This is a genomic window from Faecalispora jeddahensis (assembly GCF_000577335.1).
Classification (GTDB): Bacteria; Bacillota; Clostridia; order Oscillospirales; family Acutalibacteraceae; genus Faecalispora; species Faecalispora jeddahensis.
The window spans coordinates 20,592-37,293 of the sequence record NZ_CBYL010000015.1 but is presented as its reverse complement, the minus strand read 5'-3'; the positions used below and the strand labels follow the sequence as shown (position 1 = coordinate 37,293).

Sequence of the window (16,702 nt, the reverse complement as noted above, 5' to 3'; positions counted from 1 at the left end):
AAAGATTTTTCGTACGCCGTTCCATCTGTTTTTGCAAATTGTGATGTGAAAAATCCATTTTGCAGGTGCAATGGATTGATTGTTCCGGGAAAAAAGTGTTGTTTTTTCTCTTATCTTTGGAACTCCTTACGAATCCGACAAAATATCGCCTATCCCGATTGACACCCGCTGGGATAGGCGATATAATAAAATGCGGTAATTTGTGTTCCCCAGCAGTTTGGTGGGGAATTTATTTTTTAAAAGGGCAATTGCTGGTAGGAGGAAATTATGGCAGCGAAATTTGTATTTGTGACCGGCGGTGTAGTGTCTGGCCTGGGAAAAGGAATTACTGCAGCATCTTTGGGGCGTTTGCTGAAGTCGCGCGGACTGCGTGTGACCATGCAGAAGTTTGACCCGTATTTGAATGTTGACCCAGGTACGATGAACCCGTTTCAGCACGGCGAGGTATTTGTAACCGATGACGGTGCAGAGACCGATTTGGATCTGGGACATTACGAGCGTTTTATCGATGAAAACCTGACGCAGAACAGCAACGTGACCTCGGGCCGTGTGTACTGGAATGTTCTTCAGAAAGAGCGCAACGGCGATTACGGCGGAGCAACCGTACAGGTGATCCCGCATATTACAAATGAAATCAAGAGCCGCATCACGGCCGGCAAAGAGAATGTGGATGTAGCGATCATTGAGGTCGGCGGCACGGTGGGCGACATTGAGAGCCAGCCGTTTTTAGAGGCGATCCGTCAGTTTGCGACAGAGATCGGCCGCAATAACTGCCTGTTTATCCACGTGACGCTGGTGCCGTATCTGGCCGCGTCTCACGAGCAGAAAACAAAGCCTACTCAGCACAGCGTAAAAGAGCTGCTTTCCATCGGAATTCAGCCCGATATTATTGTTCTCCGTTCCGAACTGCCGGTCGGTGAGGATCAGAAGAAGAAGATTGCCCTGTTCTGTAATGTGAAAGAAAACTGCGTGATCCAGAATCTGGATCTTCCGCTGTTGTATTCCGTGCCGCTGGCTTTGAAAGAAGAGCGGCTGGATGATATTGTCTGCAAGCACTTTGGTCTGGATACCCACGGCGCGGATTTGACGGAATGGATCAAAATGGTCAACACCGCCATGGCGCTGACGGAAACCGTCACGATTGCCATGGTTGGCAAATATGTGGATCTGCACGACGCCTACCTGAGCGTAGCCGAAGCGCTGACCCACGGCGGCATCGGCAATCACGTCAAGGTGGATATCCGCTGGGTCGATTCCGAGCTGATCACGTCCGAAAATGTGGCAGAGGTTCTCGAGGGAGTGCAGGGCATTCTGGTACCCGGCGGCTTTGGCCAGCGCGGGATCGAGGGCAAGATCACCGCGATTCGGTATGCGCGTGAGCGCAAGGTACCGTTTTTGGGCATTTGTCTTGGCATGCAGATGGCGATTGTGGAATACAGCCGCCATGTCCTTGGCCTGGAGGACGCGAATTCCGCTGAATTCGATCCCCAGACCAGCAACCCGGTCATCGATCTGATGCCCGAGCAGAAGGATGTGGTTCAGTTGGGCGGAACCATGCGCCTTGGCAAATATCCCTGCAAGCTGCTGGCTGGCAGCAAGGCATCTGAACTGTACGATGAGCAGCCGCTGATTTCGGAGCGCCACCGCCATCGTTACGAGGTGAACAACGATTACCGCGATCGCCTGGAGGCGGCCGGAGTCGTATTCTGCGGCAGATCCCCTGACAACCGGATTGTTGAAATGATGGAGCTTCCGAATCACCCGTGGTTTATGGGCGCACAGTTCCATCCAGAGTTTAAGTCCCGTCCGAACCGCCCGCATCCGTTGTTCCGCGGTTTTGTCGGCGCTGCCAAGGAATATAAAAGAGAAACTTCGGTTGAATAGTATCACTTGAGACAATGAACGACTTCTTCCCCCGCCGCAGGCGGGGGAAGAAGTCGTTGAACTCACATGAGGTCATATTGTAAAGTAAATTGATGATAATACGAAAGGGTTAGAATTTCATGGAGCATAAAATCAAGGTATCTGCTCCCGTATATCAACAGATTGCGGCGGATATTGCCGCAAAGATCGTTGAGCGCAGGTACCAGGTGGGCGACAGGCTGTATGCCCGGTCTGCACTGGCCAGCCAGTACAGTGTTTCGCCCGAAACGGCTCGCCGTGCAATTGCCGTTTTGTCTGATCTCGAGATCGTTTCGGTGGTAAAAGGGAGCGGAGTCGTGATTCTCTCTTACGATAACGCGGTCCGTTTCGTTCAGCAGTTTATGGATATTAAGTCCATGTACGACCTGAAAAAGAATATTATGGACAGTCTCGATCGGCAGCGCAAAGAGGCCGAGCACATGGCGGAGTCCATTTCTGAAATATTGGACAGAACAGAACGCTTTCAGGCATTCAACCCCTTTATCCCGTTTGAAATTGAAATCACATCCAAAACACCGTATTTGAATCTTTCGATTTCCGATATTAATTTCTGGCATTATACGACCGCAACGATTCTGGGAATCCGCAGGGGAGAGATGATGATGGTTTCTCCCGGGCCCTACGCGGTTCTCTGCGAGGGCGACGTCCTTTATTATTGCGGCGATACGGACTGCCAGCAGCGCGTCCGCAACTTCCTGTACCCGGAGCATCCGCCGGAAAAGGCGATTCTTGATAAATTACGTGCTTCCCACCGAGATGGGAAGGAATAAAAACAGCATCCTTTCTTTGGCCTTTACCGGGCAAAGAAAGGATGCTGTTTTTTTATGTGGAATTTATCCGTGTATATCGATTTTACAAAATCCAGTGATTCCGTCTGATTACAGAGAGTTTCCCTGCCTGTCATAGAAAATCAGCATCTGCTTTACGACCAGTGGTTTGCTGTGGTAAAATGTCTACAGCAAATATCGCAGCATTGATAAAAATGAGTATACAAATCGTGCTTCTTGCGAGGATACAAAATGAATCTATGTGATGTGTATCAAAACTATTATCAGTATATTTTCAACTATGCTCTTAAATTGACCTGTCATCCTGAGGATGCACTCGATGTAACGCAGGACACTTTTTTAAAAGCAATGCAAAAGCTGGATACCCTGGAAAATGAACAGGCATTGGCAAGCTGGTTAAGGACAATCTGTTTCCATGAATTCGTTAACAGGGCCAAAAAGGACCCGAAAAAATATTTAGCGGAGCCAGTCGAATGGGAAAAGCTGGAGAGGGAAGGCGTTCTGCTGGCCAATGCAACACCGCAGCCAGAGGATGAAGTGATCGTTGAGGAAGAAATCAGGAGCTTGCAAAACGGGTGTTTTTTGGCGATGGTAAGAAAGCTGACGCTACATCAGCGTATCGTATTTTCTCTAGTGGATATGTACGGGCTTCCGATCGAGCATGTCGCCGGAATACTGGACATCTCCAAGGGTGCGGCAAAAGGACTGTTATACCGGGCCAGAATGAATATCGATTCTTTTTTCGCCGATCACTGCAGTATCATTTATGAAAAGAACCCTTGTTCCTGTAAAGCATGGATCGCATTTTCTCTGAACCGTTCCAACCTGCAGAGCAAGGCCAAAAAACTGATTGACAGATTAGATTTTGAACAGAAAAACTATACTTATGATGAAAGTGTCAGAAAAAGAGTCATGTACTTGTATCGTCATATGCCGGAACAAAAGCCGCCTGATGAATGGTATCAAAGTGTTTTGACCATGCTGATGTGAAGTAATCCTAATAATTTATTATTTTTTATTCAAACCGTATCTTTTGCATTTTGATTTTGTCCTTATAGGTAGTTGTTTTAAAACACTGCACAAAAGAAAGGATGAAATTATCATGGAAAAAGTAACAAACGGTTTTGAATTGTTTATGACAGAAACAAACGGTGTGGGTCAGGCTTTTATGGATGCTATCTTTCAAATGTCGGAGAAAAGCGCTCTTGACAAAAAGACGCATGAATTAGCATATATTGCTGTTCTGGTGTCGACAAAGATGTATGGAGGACTGCCATTTCATATTCACCGCGCAACAGAACTCGGCGCAAGTAAAGATGAGATCAAAAGTGCCATGCTGGTATCTATGCCAATTGTCGGCATACAGGTTGCAGATGCTTTGCCCTATTTGACTGAGATGATGGAAAAATAGATATCACGTAAAATTCAGCGAAACGGGTCATCCGGAAAATCCACCCATTGTCAAAAAACGATATAGAAAAACAGCATCCTTTCTTCGACCATTATCAGGCAAAGAAAGGATGCTGTTTTTATATAAAAAATTATCTGCGTTTCGATTTGCTCTGCAAAAAGAGAAACGCCGTGTCAGGAGCAGGTTTCAAAAGGAAATTGCAGCAAGAGCGACGAAGCGATCTGTATCCCATTATTCTTTGTTCGTATTCATCTCATAACCGCGCAAAATATCATTATGATTGATCGTCTGAAAGAATGCGCCATAAAATATGCGCGTTCATAACAAAACCATACTTTTCATATAATCTCTGCGCCACGGCATTCCCATCAATTATTTTTACTTCCACATGCTTTGCGCCGCATTCACGAAAGGTTTTCATTGCCCAATCCATCAGCAGCGCCCCATAGCCCCTGCCGCGGTATTCCTCTTTGACAATCAGGTAATCAAGCTTTCCTTTTTCTCCGTGTATATCGATCTTACAAAATCCAACGATTCTGCCTGATTCTTCTATCGCAGAGATCATCGACGTTTTGCTGTTCAGAGCTTCCCGAAACAGCTCCAGCGTATCCTCGATAGGGCGCCCCGGGTAGAATCCCGAATGATGGGCGGAAACCCGATTGTGGTATTCTGCAAGAGCTTCTAAACATTCCGCTAACCGATATACTTCGCCGGGCAGTATGTTTTTTGTTATCATAACGGCCATCTCTCTTTCAACAATATCGATATGTATCAATATTTTAATACGGCGGGACGTCCTCGTAAAGCAGATGCTGATTTCTTTGGCCGGTTGCCATGTGATTTGCATGAAAATATGGGGGCGGGGGATACGCCCTTAAGTTCCAAGCTAAAAAAGAAAGGTGAACGGCCGAAGCTGTTCACCCTGATTTCTTTATTCCGCCTTATTCTTAAACAGCAGTATCATCCGAAGCGTCTTTTTCTTCCTGATGGTCGGAAATGCGGTAGCACAGCGTCATCAGGCTGTCGTTCAAATGGACGTTTTCCACTACGGCGTCCGGGTACTTCATCGAAATATCAAAATGACTGAAGTTCCAGAAGCTGCGGATGCCGAGGCTGTACAGCTGCTCGGAGAGCTTTTCGGCGCTTTCCCGCGGGATGCAGAGGATCGCCATGGCCGGCTGCTCCGCCTCGCAGAATTCTTTCAGGCGCTGTGTGTCGGTTACCGTAATGCCGTTGATCTCGGTGCCGATTTTTGATGGCGAGTTGTCGAAGATTCCCACCAGCTGGAATCCCTGCGTGGTAAAGGCCATATGTAGCGCCAGAGCCTGTCCCAGGTTGCCGGCACCGATCAAAATGGCCTTGTAAGAGTTCGAAAGCCCGAGAATTCCCCCGATTTCCCGCTGCAGCTGATCGACAATGTAGCCGTAGCCCTGCTGTCCGAATCCGCCGAAGCAGTTCAAATCCTGGCGGATTTGAGAAGCGGTCAGACCCATTTTCTCAGACAGCTCTTTGGAAGAGATACGGGTCATCCCCATTTTTTTCAGATGCGTTAGAAAGCGGTAATAACGCGGGAGCCGCCGGATCACGGACATGGAAACGTTTTCCCGTTTAGACATTCAGTCCACCTCCAATAATTTTAAGTATTCCTTTGATACAAATTGCCCACAAAACAGTAGAAAGAAACTTTCAGTTTCTCCCCCGCCAACGGCGGGGGAGAAAGCTCTTTTTTCGCCCGTTTTATGAAAGATTAGTACACTTAGATAACAAATTGATGAATCACTGTCAAAACAATCAGGTGCAAGGGGTAAAACACGTAGAAAAACCATTTGCCCGCAGGGGAAGTGCCGCGCTGCCCATTGTAGCAGAGCAGCAGGGGAACAGCCAGAAGAAGCCCGAACTGGAAGAATCCGCCCCACGGCGGCGCGTCGCTGAGCAGGGAATTGCTCCAGGCCAAAAAACCGGCCGTGGCCGCGGCAGCTCCCGTGAACAGAAGCATCTGACGCTTTGGATCAAGCCGGTTTGCTGCGAAGATCATCGTAAAGATCACCGCAAAGACCGACCAGTCGCCAAAGGAAGCCAGCAGCATCAGAAGCATCAAGCCCAGCCACCAGAAAGGCTGATACCGCATCCTGTCCAGAATCGAAAGAGAGAGAAGAGCGAACAGGAGTGTGAACAGCACGTTCAGGCGAACAGGGGCAGACAGGACATTCAGGTTTCCCGTCATAAAATAGTGATAGGGTATCTGAGAAATCACCGCGAAGACAGCCAGCCTCGCCGCATATCTGGTACGGCTGCGGGTCTGGTAATATCCCTGCGCGATGAAAAAGCACATGATTGGAATTGTGGTTCGCCCGATCACGTGGAGAAGCTGGCCGGGCGCACTATAGGTTCCCAGAAACAGCCATGCAAAATGGTCCGCCAGCATGGCGGCGGCTGCAATCAGCTTCAGGGAATGCGCGGTAAAACCACGATAAGCGTTCTTTTTCAATCGGCTTGTCTTTCCCTTCTGTTGGGATGAGGGTCTCTGTTCGTGCAGAGAAACTAAAAACAAGTGAAACTTATTATGAAGTAAAACGAAAAGCTTGTCAATGCCTTTCAAAGAATCAAACGCGAGATCGATAAATTTTTATCGTTCAATTAGACGATATTTATACGTCTGCGCCCAAAATTGGAAAAAACTGAGAATATTACATCACTCCAAGCTGCTTGAGACCAAAAATCAAAAGAAACATGGTCACAATGGAACAGATCGAGGTGTAAACCACCAGCTGACCCGCGAGCTTGCCGTCAGAGCCCATCTGCTGCGCCATCGTGTAAGAGGATACCGCCGCGGGAGCACCCAGCATACCCGTCAGTGCCGCCAGCTCTTCATTGCGGAAGCCCAACGCAACGGCGACGGAAAGAAAAAGCAGGGGGGCGAGAATCAGTCTGTTGAATACACCGATTATCAGCGGCTTGCGGTAAACCCGAGTGTCGGCGAATGAGAAGGAAGCGCCCAGACCGATCAAAGCCAGAGGAGTAGCCGAACCGGCAATATCGCCGACGATTTCCTCTGCCACGCCCGGCAGGCAGATACCGAAAAACAGGCAGCTCAGACCCAATACCGCGCCGATGATGAGCGGATTTGTAACGATCTTTTTTGCGATCGAACCAATCTGGATTTTCTGGCCGCGGAACACTTCCAGCAGAATCACAGAGAGAAAATTGTACATCGGCACGATCAAAGAGATCAAAAGAGCCGTGATTCCGGCTTTCTCCGGGCCGAACAGCGAAGCGGTGACCGGCAGGCCGAAAATAACGAAGTTGCTGCGGAACGAAGCCTGCGCCACAGCGCCCCGCTGGCGGTTATCCTTCAGCGTCAGCAGAACGATCAGGATCGATAAAAAATACATGCACAACATCGCGATAAAGCCGTAAAGCATCAGACGCGGACGCACCATACCGTTCAGGTGTGTTTGATAGATATTGTAAAACAGCATGGTCGGCAGAAAAATACGGAAAACCAGATTATTCAGCTGGTCTACCGTTTGGTCGCCGATCATTTTTTTCATTTTTACAAAGTAGCCAAGAGCCATTAAAGTGCAAAGAGGAGCGATTACCTCTGCAGATAAGATTAAATTATCCATTCAGGTCGTTGTATCCTTTCCAGAACAAGGGCGCGGGGAAAACAAATACTTTCTTCAGTGGTTTTTACCGGAACTGTCATCAGCGCGGCGATTTGCCCTCTGTATTCGGCGGAAGTAATCAATGCAATTTTTTCAATTATAGTATATTTTATAACAAATGGCTATACCTAACGGGGCCTATGGCAAAAAAATATCATGCAATATCTGCCGTGGAAACTTCTGCGTTCGGACAAATCCATAAAAACCATCTGATTTTCCCAAAGGGAGAGCGAACGAAGAATTCTGCAATCAAAATATAAATAAGTGGGGGATTGCTTGCATAAACAAGAGCAAGTTTCCCCTTTTTTGCATCTTATGGTAGGGAAAGGAGCGTTATCATGTCTACCAGAAAAGGAATCGATGTCTACAATGGGACAGGTAAGGTTGACTGGCTGCTTGTAAAAGAAGCCGGGTACGACTTTGCCATGATAAAATCCAGCGAAGGACACACACTGGCAGATCAAAGCATGAGTGAAAACCTGACAAAGGCCGCGGTGGCCGGGCTGCATACCGGCGTCTATCACTGGCTGCATGCCGTTACAACAGAAGAAGCGGCAAAAGAAGCCGTGTTTTTTCTCAACGTGGTCCGGGGCTGCAAAATGGAATACCCTGTGGCTTTGGATGTGGAACAGGATACTATTCTGAGACTTCCGCGAGATCAACTGACGGATATTGTAATGGCCTGGTGTAATCAAGTGCAGCAGGCCGGGTATTACGTGGCAGTCTACGCAAATCTGAACGTTTTGCGAAATCATCTGGACTGGAGCCGAATCAAACAGTTTGATCTGTGGCTGGCTCAATATCATACGCAAATGTCAAATGAATTCCCCGCATCTATTTGGCAGCACAGCAATACGGGGCGTGTACCCGGTGTAAAAAATGGAACGGGAGATGTTGATTTAAACCTTTCCTTTAAGGATTATCCCGAAATCATACGCAGGGGAGGCTTTAATAATTTTCCGGCGACCGCACCTCCGGTACAGACAGATTCCCCTCTTTCTCTTGATACCAGAAGCAAGGATATGTCCCCGGGTGAAATTTACACTGTTCTGGCCAGATGCAAAGAAAAACCGGAAGTAACTGTAACGGGCCGGGATGTCATCCAGGCTTCGGAGCCGCGTCTGGATGCAAAAGGGCGCGGGTGGCTGATCGATGTTACGGCACTGAAGCCGCCGGTGCGCCACGCGCACATTCAGGTACGATCAAAGGAAGAAACCGCCAACTGCAATTTCAATGTTTTGTAAGCGGTGTCTGGGGGCGAAAATATGGACAAAATCAAAGCCGGTCTGGCTGCCATGTTTGCGGTGCTTTCCGCCCGGCTTGGAATCCTCGCGGTTCCCGTTTATCTTTTGGTCCTTTCCAGTCTGGCCGACTATATTACAGGGATTATGGCTTCTATTTACCGAAAAGAAGCGGTCAGCTCCTACCGAAGCATCCGGGGGATCATTAAAAAGATCCTCATGTGGGCTCTGGTGGGCGTAGGGGTCGCAATTGATTACCTGCTGATGTATGCGGGCAGTCAGACCGGATTGGAACCTGTTCCGGTCCGCTTTGCGGTGGCCTCTCTGGTCGCTGTCTGGCTGACGGTAAACGAGCTGCTGAGTATCCTGGAAAATATTCAGGCGGCCGGCGTTGCGCTTCCACCCTTTTTAACACGGATTCTGCAGGGAATCCAGAAATACGTTGAAGAGCAGCAGGACGATACGCAGCCAAAAGAATAAAGGAACAACAGAAAGCGCCTTCCTCCCATCTACTGCGGAGAAAGGCGCTTTCATTTACAATGTAAAATCATCCATATCGTATTCCCGCAAGGGGGGCAGCGCGCGCGGGGTGCGCATCAGCGGATCATAAGCAAAGCGGCGGCAGGAGCCGTCCTCCTTGATCGTCAGGCCTTTGGAACACTTGGGCTCCTCTTCGGTTCCCGTATTGTGGCTGCAATAATCGCAGTTGATTTCAATTTGACTTCCGAACAATTTTTTCTTCAGACCGAACAAAACAAATTCCTCCATTGATTGGCAGGCCAATGCTGGTGCCTGTGACATTTTAACAAGTATTCTTTTGAAGCTTTGTTCTTCACAATAAGCGAAAAGAACAATTTTTCGCGGGATTTCCCACGAAGATTTTTGCTGGCGCAGGGTTTGACCTTATGCCAAGGTGAAATTTTTCTTTTTTTGTATTGATTGGGAAAAAGTGATTTTTAGCGAGTGCCCCCGCGTGTGGATTCCGCTTGCGCGGGCTTGCCCCTCGTGCCGGGGCGAGCACTTCCTTTCTTTGCGAAAAGAAAGGAAGCAAAGATTCGCCAAAGGGGAGAGTTTCGATTCTCTCCCCCTTGGAACTCCCTCAGGGCGACCAAAGGCGCCGCCTTTGGAATCCGAGAGAGGCTCCCGCTCTGGTCGAGTTTCACGCACAGGCACGGCTTGCGCGTGAAGCGAGTACATAAGGGAAGCTTTAATATCCGCAAAAAGTAAGAGAAAGAGTACTCTGAGGGCAAACTCTCACCTACAAAGAATGCAGCAGAGCCGCACTAAGAAAACACCAAGCTGACGAGAGCGCTCTGAAAATGCCCGCCGACAGACGGGATTGCTAAGCTTGTTTTTAGATAAAACTCGGAGAGTGGGCATTTTCATTGGAGCGCCTTTCCGATGGCTTTCGGTGTCACAGTTAAGAACCATTCCCCAAAACGGATTCCAAAGGTGCCCTTTGGCGGGCCTTTGCTTACTTTCGCCTCGTAGCGAAAGTAAGTGCCCGCCCCGGCACGAGGGGCAAGCCTGCGCTAGCAGAATCTTCAAGTAAAGGAACTCGCAAAAAAACTGCTCTTTCTACCAAGATAAAAAAGGAAAAGTTTATCCGGTATAAGGGGGCAAGCCTTGTGACAGCAGAATTCCCCTGTAAGGCAACCCACAAAAAATTACTCTTTCATACCTAAATGATGAAAAAAGGCATCTTTGACACGGAAGCAAAGCTAAGCTTTTAAATTATTATAGCATGATTTCTTCCGGAATTCCAGCCTTTCCGCCCCAACGGAGCAAAGCAGAACGATGCACAGTACCACCAGCGCGGCCGCAGCAGCGGGGGTGCCGGAGAGCTCCCCGTTCAGGGCACGGGAGGTGTTTTCGAAAGCAGGAGCGGCCTGAGGGAAAATCTGGAATAAAACAACGGCAAAAATAGCCGAGAAAATTCCTTTGATCAGTTGGTGGGCAAAAAACATCGAGCGCGAAAACGGAATTTTCGTCAGGGAAGACAACACCTGAAAATGAACGCACAGTCCGCCCCAGCCCATGGCGAAGGCAAATAACATCGCACTGCCGCCCAGAGCGGCAATGTCGAAGCAGCCGCCGGTTACCTCCATAATCACCGAGAGAGCGGCGCCGCACACAGCGGAGGGCATCCCAAGGCGAAGCAGAAATTGTGCCAGAAAGGCCGCAGCACCAATCTCGCGCAGCAGCGCGATCAGTACAGAGAACAAAATCACAAAGGCGCACAGATTCATGGTTCCTCTCGCGGCGTCCACTGTGGAATCAATCAGCGGCGAAGAGCTGTACTTGGCTTTCTGTGCGGGCGCTGTGGAAAGCGATTCCTTTGGCTCTGAAAACTTTAACAGAAATCCCAGCAAAATGGAGGCTCCCAGCTGGGCGCAGAGCAGAAGGGCCCCGGCGGTGGGATTGCCCAGCAGGCCGACCCCTACCACACTGATGACAAACGCCGGCCCCGCATTGACGCAGAACGAAGCCATGCGAGCCGCCTGGCGATCGGTAATGCTGCCCTGTTGGTGCAGAGCGGCGATTCCCCGCGCTCCGACCGGGAATCCGCCTACCATGCTCATCAGGATGGTGGCGGCGGTGCAGCCGGGCAGGCGGAACAAAACCCTTGTTACAGGGCCAAGAAACTTACCCATAGCGTCAGAAATCCCCGATTTTACCAGGTAGGTGGAAAGCGCCATAAACGGGAACAGAGAGGGCACCAGAATAATCAGGCAGTACTCCAGCCCCCGTATGGCGCCCGACGCAGCCGCGGCAGGCAAAAACAAAAGCCCCGCTCCAAAGGCGGCGGCGAACAGCGCGGAAAATATTTTACCGGAATACATATACTTCACCTCAGATCATGTATATGAATCCGGGTGATTTTTATATCACGAATCGCATAAGTTTATAGTAATCTCCCATAAAAATATGGAATTGGGGCAGGTGTTTCTCCCGGCCGTCGGCAGGAAAGAAACGCCTGAGCTTCCATTTTGATTCGCGGAGTTTTGGTATGATACAGAAAGAAAATCATGGGATGAGGTGTCGCGGTGAAGAAAAAGCAAGTGAACGTGCCAAGCCTTCCTCCGCCGTCGCTGCTCAGCGGATTCCGCATGGAAATCAGCGGGAACCGCGAGGCGGTTCTAGAAGGCTGCGGCGGCGTTTTGGAATACAGCGAAGAAGCGATACGGGTGCGCGCGGGGAAAATGAGCGTCCGGTTTACGGGGCGGAACCTGAAGATCAAATGCCTGACGGCGGACTCCCTTGTGGTGGAGGGATACCTGACTGGCCTGGAATTTATAACGTGAGGTGTAACAATGGGGTCGATTGCTTTTGTGCGCTGGATTCTGGGATGGGTGGATTTTCAAATCCGCCCGCGCAGAAAGGGTGCTTGTGAGCGCTTTCTGAATCTATGCGCCCGGCAGGGCGTGGCCCTTTGGCGCATTGGGCGCTCGGAGGAGTTTTTCACCGCGGCCATCGCGGTCGGGCGGTACGAAGAGCTGCGCCCGATTGCGCGCAAGGCCGGGGTACGTCTGAAATCGGGCAAGCGTCATGGACTGCCCTTCCTGTGGAAAAGAATTTCTTCCAGAAAAGGGATTCTGGCGGGGATGGTCGTATTTGCCGTGACGCTGCACATATTCTCGATGTATGTGTGGAGCGTTCAGGTGACGGGGAATACCAGCATTCCGAGCGATCAAATCCTCACGGAGGCGAAAAATCTGGGGCTTTCTCCCGGTGCGCTGAAAAGCCGGCTGGAATACCAGGAGCTGCAGCGCCGGCTGATGATCGCTTTCCCCGATGTTTCGTGGCTTTCGGTCAATACGCAGGGCTGCATGATCGAAATCGCGCTGGAAGAGCGGATCAAGCATCCCGAAGCGGAGAATCAGGAGAAGATCAGCAACCTCAAAGCGTCCGCTTCCGGGCAGATCATCAAGCTGGAGGTAACCGGCGGCGCTTTGCAGGTGAAGGTGGGGGACGCGGTCGTCAAGGGTCAGCTGCTCGTCAGCGGCATTGCGGAGGATGCCACCGGAGGAACGCGGATGATGCGCTCTTCCGGAAAAGTCATTGCAGAAACCGAGAAAAGCCTTGTGGCCGAAATTCCCATGAAGCAGACCGTTCAGCGCCCGACCGGCAAACAGATCGTTCGCCGCAGCGTGCGGATTTTCGGTCTGGAGCTGCCGCTGTCCCTCACGGGCCGCCCGCAGGGGGAATACCAAAAGGAATCGCAGCGCGTGACGCTCAAAGGCAAAACAGGCGACCTGCCGATTTCTCTTTATACCGAAACCTGGTCGGAGCAGACGAACGAGGAAATTACCCTGACCGAGGCACAGGCCGAGGAGCAGGCCAGAGCAAAGATAGAGGAATTAAAACAGCAGGAATGGAAGGATGTAAAGATCCTTTCCTCCAACCTTTCCGGGAAAATGGAAGGGGATGTTTACCGCATGACATTGTACTGCCAATGCGAGGAAAATATTGCGCTTGAATCAGAAATTCTGTTTAAACCATAAAAATTTTGTGAATAATTTTATTGAATTTTTATTGTATTTCTGATGACGGATGGTGCGAATCATGTTATAATATACAAGAAATGCAGAGATGGCGAAAGGTGAAAGAATGTTTGAACAACGCATCAATATAGATCGCATGGAGCAGGCCGTCGCACTTTTCGGCAGCTTCGATGAAAATATTAAGCTGGTGGAAAAGGAATATCAGGTCAGCGTCATCGGGCGCGGGGCGGAAATTAAGGTTTCCGGCGAACCTGAAAATGTAGGAAAGGCGGTTCGCGTCATCGAAAGCCTTCTTTCACTGATCAACAGAGGGGAAGCGCTCAGCGAACAGAATGTGCGCTACTGCATCTCGCTGATCAACGACGGCAGCGAAGAAAAAATCGAAACTCTGGCGGGCGACTGCATCTGCATTACGTCGAAAGGCAAGCCCGTAAAACCCAAAACCCTTGGGCAGAAGAATTACTGCAATCAGATCCGGCAAAACACCATCACCATTGGGGTGGGGCCTGCCGGTACTGGCAAAACATACCTCGCTGTGGCCATGGCGGTCACGGCGTTCCGCGCTCAGGAGGTCAACCGGATTATCCTGACCCGGCCCGCAGTGGAGGCCGGTGAAAAGCTGGGATTTCTGCCCGGCGATCTGCAGCAGAAGGTAGACCCTTATCTGCGCCCTTTGTACGACGCGCTGTTCGATATGCTGGGAGCGGAAACGTACCAGAAATATCTTGAGCGCGGCAATATTGAAGTGGCGCCGCTGGCGTATATGCGCGGCAGAACGCTCGACGACAGCTTCATCATTCTGGATGAGGCGCAGAACACCTCCCCCGAACAGATGAAAATGTTTCTGACCCGACTGGGCTTTAACTCAAAAATGGTCATCACCGGCGATGTGACCCAGATCGACCTGCCGGACGGAAAGCGTTCCGGTCTGAAGGACGTGATGCGTATTTTGAGGAACATTGACGACATTGCGCAGGTCAGATTCAGCGACAAGGATGTTGTGCGCCACCGTCTGGTGCAGGACATCATCAAGGCTTATGAAAAGAATGAAGAGAGCAGGAGATAGAGATGGAAAAGATCAGAGTCATCATTGATAATAAACAAAAGGAAGTGAAAATCCCTACCGGGCTTCGGATGCTGATCCGCCGCTGCTGCAACGCGGTTCTGCGGCTGGAAAAATTCCCCTACCCGGCAGAGATCAGCGTGACCTTTGTCAATAACGAGCAGATCCGCGAGCTGAATCATCAGTACCGCGAAAAGGATGTTCCCACGGATGTGCTGAGCTTCCCAATGGGCGAAAACGGGCAGTACGATGAAAATCATGATACCGGGGCAAAAATTCTGGGCGACATCGTTCTTTCGATGGAAAAGGCGGTGGAGCAGGCCGACCGTTACGGCCACAGCCTCGAGCGCGAGGTGGGGTATCTCTGCGCTCATTCCATGCTGCATCTGCTGGGGTACGACCACGAGCAGGGCGGAATGGACCGCGTACGCATGCGCGAAAAAGAGGAGCAGGTAATGACGCAGCTGGGACTGCCAAGTACCAGCAGCTACGTTCTGGATGAGGATGAAGAGTAAACGAAAAAAGCGCTTTCTGAAAAGCCTGAAATATGCTTTTCGGGGCGTGATATACTGTATCAATAACGAACGGAACATGCGGATCCATACAGTGGCGGCGTTGTATGTGTTCGCTTTTTCGTTCTTTTTTGAATTGACCCGCACGCAGTATGCGCTGCTGTTTATTACCTTTGCCATGGTGATGGGCGCGGAGCTGTTCAACACCGTTGCGGAAGAAATTTCAGACATGCTGGCTTCCAGCTTTCACCCGGTCGTGCGGATCATCAAAGACCTAGCGGCGGGCGCGGTGCTGGTGTTTGCCGGTTTTGCAGTGGGGGTCGGCCTGTGTCTGTTCTGGCGGCCGGTCGTACTGCTTTCGATTGTGCGGCTGTTTTTATACAATCCGCTGTATCTGTGCGCGCTGGTACTCGTTACGGCAGCCGGTATGGTGTATATTCTGCTGGGGCCGGTCGGCATTCGCGATACCCTGCACCGCAATAAAAATAAAAAATCAAATCAGAAATAATAGGATCATAGTCGATGCGCTTTGAAAGCTGGATGTTTCCACCCTATCAAAAGGTAGGGAACAAAACGGCTGCTTTCTGAAAGCGGCATGGCTATAGAAAAAGGAGCATTCGTTTGTCGGAATTGAATCAAATGCAGGAAACTGCCGGAAAAACCGCGTTTATCGCAATCGTAGGGCGCCCCAATGTGGGAAAATCCTCCATCCTGAACCGCCTGCTCGGCCAGAAGGTCGCGATCGTCAGCAGCAAGCCTCAGACGACCCGCACCCGCATTATGGGGGTGCTGACTGAGGGCGACACCCAGCTGGTGTTTTTGGACACGCCCGGCCTGCACAAGCCGCGCACGCGTCTGGGGGACTATATGGTCAAATCCGTTACGGAATCCGTTGCGGGTGTGGACGCCTGCCTGCTCGTTGCGGAAGCGGGTACCCGCATCAGCCCCGCCGATCACGAGCTGATGGAAAAATTCAGTTCGATGGGTCTGCCTGCGATTCTCGCGATCAATAAAATCGATATGCTGGGGGATAAATCCCCGCTGATGGCGCAGATCGGCGCTTTCGCGCAGAAGTTTGGCTTCGAGGCGGTGGTTCCGGTGTCGGCGAAAGACGGCAACGGCATGACACTGCTCAAGCAGGAGCTGATGAAGCTGGCGCAGCCCGGCGGGCATTTCTTTGCGGACGACACCCTCACCGATCAGCCGGAGCGCGTACTGGCGGCCGAGATGGTGCGCGAGAAAATCCTGCGCCTGACGGACAAAGAGATCCCTCACGGCATCGCCGTGGCGGTAGAGAGCATGAAGGAGCGCGAGGATGGCAGCGGAATCACCGATATTCAGGCGATCATCTTCTGCGAGCGCGATACGCACAAGGGAATCCTGATCGGCAAGAACGGTTCCATGCTCAAAAAGATCGGCATGTATGCCAGAGAAGACATGGAACGCTTCTTCGACTGCAAGATCAACCTTCAGCTTTGGGTGAAGGTGAAAGAGGATTGGCGCAACCGCGAAAACCTGCTGCGCTCGCTGGGGTACGATTCAAACTCGTTCCAGTAACACAAAAAACGCGAAAAATTTGTCAAAAGCTGGCGAA

The 16,702-nt window shown here is 50.5% G+C and carries 18 protein-coding genes; 12 read left to right on the top strand and 6 right to left on the bottom strand.

The features are described 5' to 3' along the window. Positions 1–267 precede the first annotated feature (267 nt). The 4 genes from TY09_RS07635 to TY09_RS07620 all read left to right on the top strand — a co-directional run bounded on the left by TY09_RS07635 (position 268) and on the right by TY09_RS07620 (position 4,122). On the top strand, positions 268–1,884 hold the full coding sequence (locus TY09_RS07635) for a CTP synthase (RefSeq protein ID WP_042432730.1): 1,617 nt from the start codon (positions 268–270) through the stop codon (positions 1,882–1,884). 119 nt (positions 1,885–2,003) lie between these two features. Beyond that, positions 2,004–2,693: a GntR family transcriptional regulator gene (locus tag TY09_RS07630; RefSeq protein WP_009063010.1), complete on the top strand. Its 690-nt coding sequence runs from the start codon at positions 2,004–2,006 to the stop codon at positions 2,691–2,693. A gap of 249 nt (positions 2,694–2,942) precedes the next feature. Next, positions 2,943–3,701, top strand: a complete 759-nt coding sequence (locus TY09_RS07625) for an RNA polymerase sigma factor (protein ID WP_042432727.1) — start codon at positions 2,943–2,945, stop codon at positions 3,699–3,701. 112 nt (positions 3,702–3,813) lie between these two features. Then, positions 3,814–4,122 (top strand): carboxymuconolactone decarboxylase family protein, encoded by a 309-nt coding sequence (locus TY09_RS07620; protein WP_035316819.1) that lies wholly within the window; start codon positions 3,814–3,816, stop codon positions 4,120–4,122. 274 nt (positions 4,123–4,396) lie between these two features. On the opposite strand, the gene TY09_RS07615 is transcribed toward TY09_RS07620, so the two are convergent. From TY09_RS07615 to TY09_RS07600, 4 genes are all read right to left on the bottom strand, one after another. Beyond that, the gene (locus TY09_RS07615) at positions 4,397–4,858 is read right to left on the bottom strand and encodes a GNAT family N-acetyltransferase (protein ID WP_042432723.1); all 462 of its coding nucleotides are present in this window, start codon (positions 4,856–4,858) and stop codon (positions 4,397–4,399) included. A 211-nt stretch (positions 4,859–5,069) separates the two neighbouring features. Next, complete coding sequence (locus tag TY09_RS07610) at positions 5,070–5,738, bottom strand: redox-sensing transcriptional repressor Rex (protein ID WP_009063031.1); 669 nt, start codon at positions 5,736–5,738, stop codon at positions 5,070–5,072. 140 nt (positions 5,739–5,878) lie between these two features. Next, positions 5,879–6,610 carry a TraX family protein gene (locus TY09_RS07605; protein ID WP_042432721.1) on the bottom strand — a complete coding sequence of 244 codons (732 nt, stop codon included), beginning with the start codon at positions 6,608–6,610 and terminating at the stop codon, positions 5,879–5,881. Positions 6,611–6,809: 199 nt separating this feature from the next. Further along, positions 6,810–7,748 carry an AEC family transporter gene (locus tag TY09_RS07600; RefSeq protein ID WP_042432718.1) on the bottom strand — a complete coding sequence of 313 codons (939 nt, stop codon included), beginning with the start codon at positions 7,746–7,748 and terminating at the stop codon, positions 6,810–6,812. Between the two features lie 377 nt (positions 7,749–8,125). Between TY09_RS07600 and TY09_RS07595 the strand changes: the two genes are divergently transcribed. Together TY09_RS07595 and TY09_RS07590 are read left to right on the top strand one after the other, a co-directional pair. After that, a complete protein-coding gene (locus tag TY09_RS07595) occupies positions 8,126–9,031 on the top strand; it encodes a glycoside hydrolase family 25 protein (protein ID WP_042432715.1) in 906 nt (301 codons plus the stop codon). Between the two features lie 21 nt (positions 9,032–9,052). Next, complete coding sequence (locus TY09_RS07590) at positions 9,053–9,508, top strand: phage holin family protein (protein WP_042432711.1); 456 nt, start codon at positions 9,053–9,055, stop codon at positions 9,506–9,508. Between the two features lie 54 nt (positions 9,509–9,562). On the opposite strand, the gene TY09_RS07585 is transcribed toward TY09_RS07590, so the two are convergent. Next, a complete protein-coding gene (locus TY09_RS07585; protein WP_035316787.1) occupies positions 9,563–9,781 on the bottom strand; it encodes a hypothetical protein in 219 nt (72 codons plus the stop codon). Between the two features lie 968 nt (positions 9,782–10,749). Continuing rightward, positions 10,750–11,871 (bottom strand): nucleoside recognition domain-containing protein, encoded by a 1,122-nt coding sequence (locus tag TY09_RS07580; protein ID WP_042432708.1) that lies wholly within the window; start codon positions 11,869–11,871, stop codon positions 10,750–10,752. Positions 11,872–12,075: 204 nt separating this feature from the next. Between TY09_RS07580 and TY09_RS07575 the strand changes: the two genes are divergently transcribed. The 6 genes from TY09_RS07575 (at position 12,076) to era (ending at position 16,665) form a co-directional block, all read left to right on the top strand. Next, positions 12,076–12,333, top strand: coding sequence for a YabP/YqfC family sporulation protein (locus TY09_RS07575; RefSeq protein WP_009059974.1), 258 nt, complete (start codon positions 12,076–12,078; stop codon positions 12,331–12,333). Between the two features lie 9 nt (positions 12,334–12,342). Beyond that, a complete protein-coding gene (locus TY09_RS07570; protein ID WP_042432705.1) occupies positions 12,343–13,533 on the top strand; it encodes a sporulation protein YqfD in 1,191 nt (396 codons plus the stop codon). A 106-nt stretch (positions 13,534–13,639) separates the two neighbouring features. Continuing rightward, on the top strand, positions 13,640–14,599 hold the full coding sequence (locus tag TY09_RS07565; protein ID WP_009060002.1) for a PhoH family protein: 960 nt from the start codon (positions 13,640–13,642) through the stop codon (positions 14,597–14,599). A gap of 2 nt (positions 14,600–14,601) precedes the next feature. Next, positions 14,602–15,111, top strand: coding sequence for an rRNA maturation RNase YbeY (gene ybeY / locus TY09_RS07560; protein WP_009059959.1), 510 nt, complete (start codon positions 14,602–14,604; stop codon positions 15,109–15,111). Beyond that, positions 15,101–15,616: a diacylglycerol kinase family protein gene (locus tag TY09_RS07555; RefSeq protein ID WP_009060058.1), complete on the top strand. Its 516-nt coding sequence runs from the start codon at positions 15,101–15,103 to the stop codon at positions 15,614–15,616. Before ybeY ends, TY09_RS07555 begins: the two co-directional genes overlap by 11 nt. A gap of 113 nt (positions 15,617–15,729) precedes the next feature. After that, positions 15,730–16,665 (top strand): GTPase Era, encoded by a 936-nt coding sequence (gene era, locus TY09_RS07550; protein WP_081759622.1) that lies wholly within the window; start codon positions 15,730–15,732, stop codon positions 16,663–16,665. Positions 16,666–16,702: the final 37 nt, after the last annotated feature.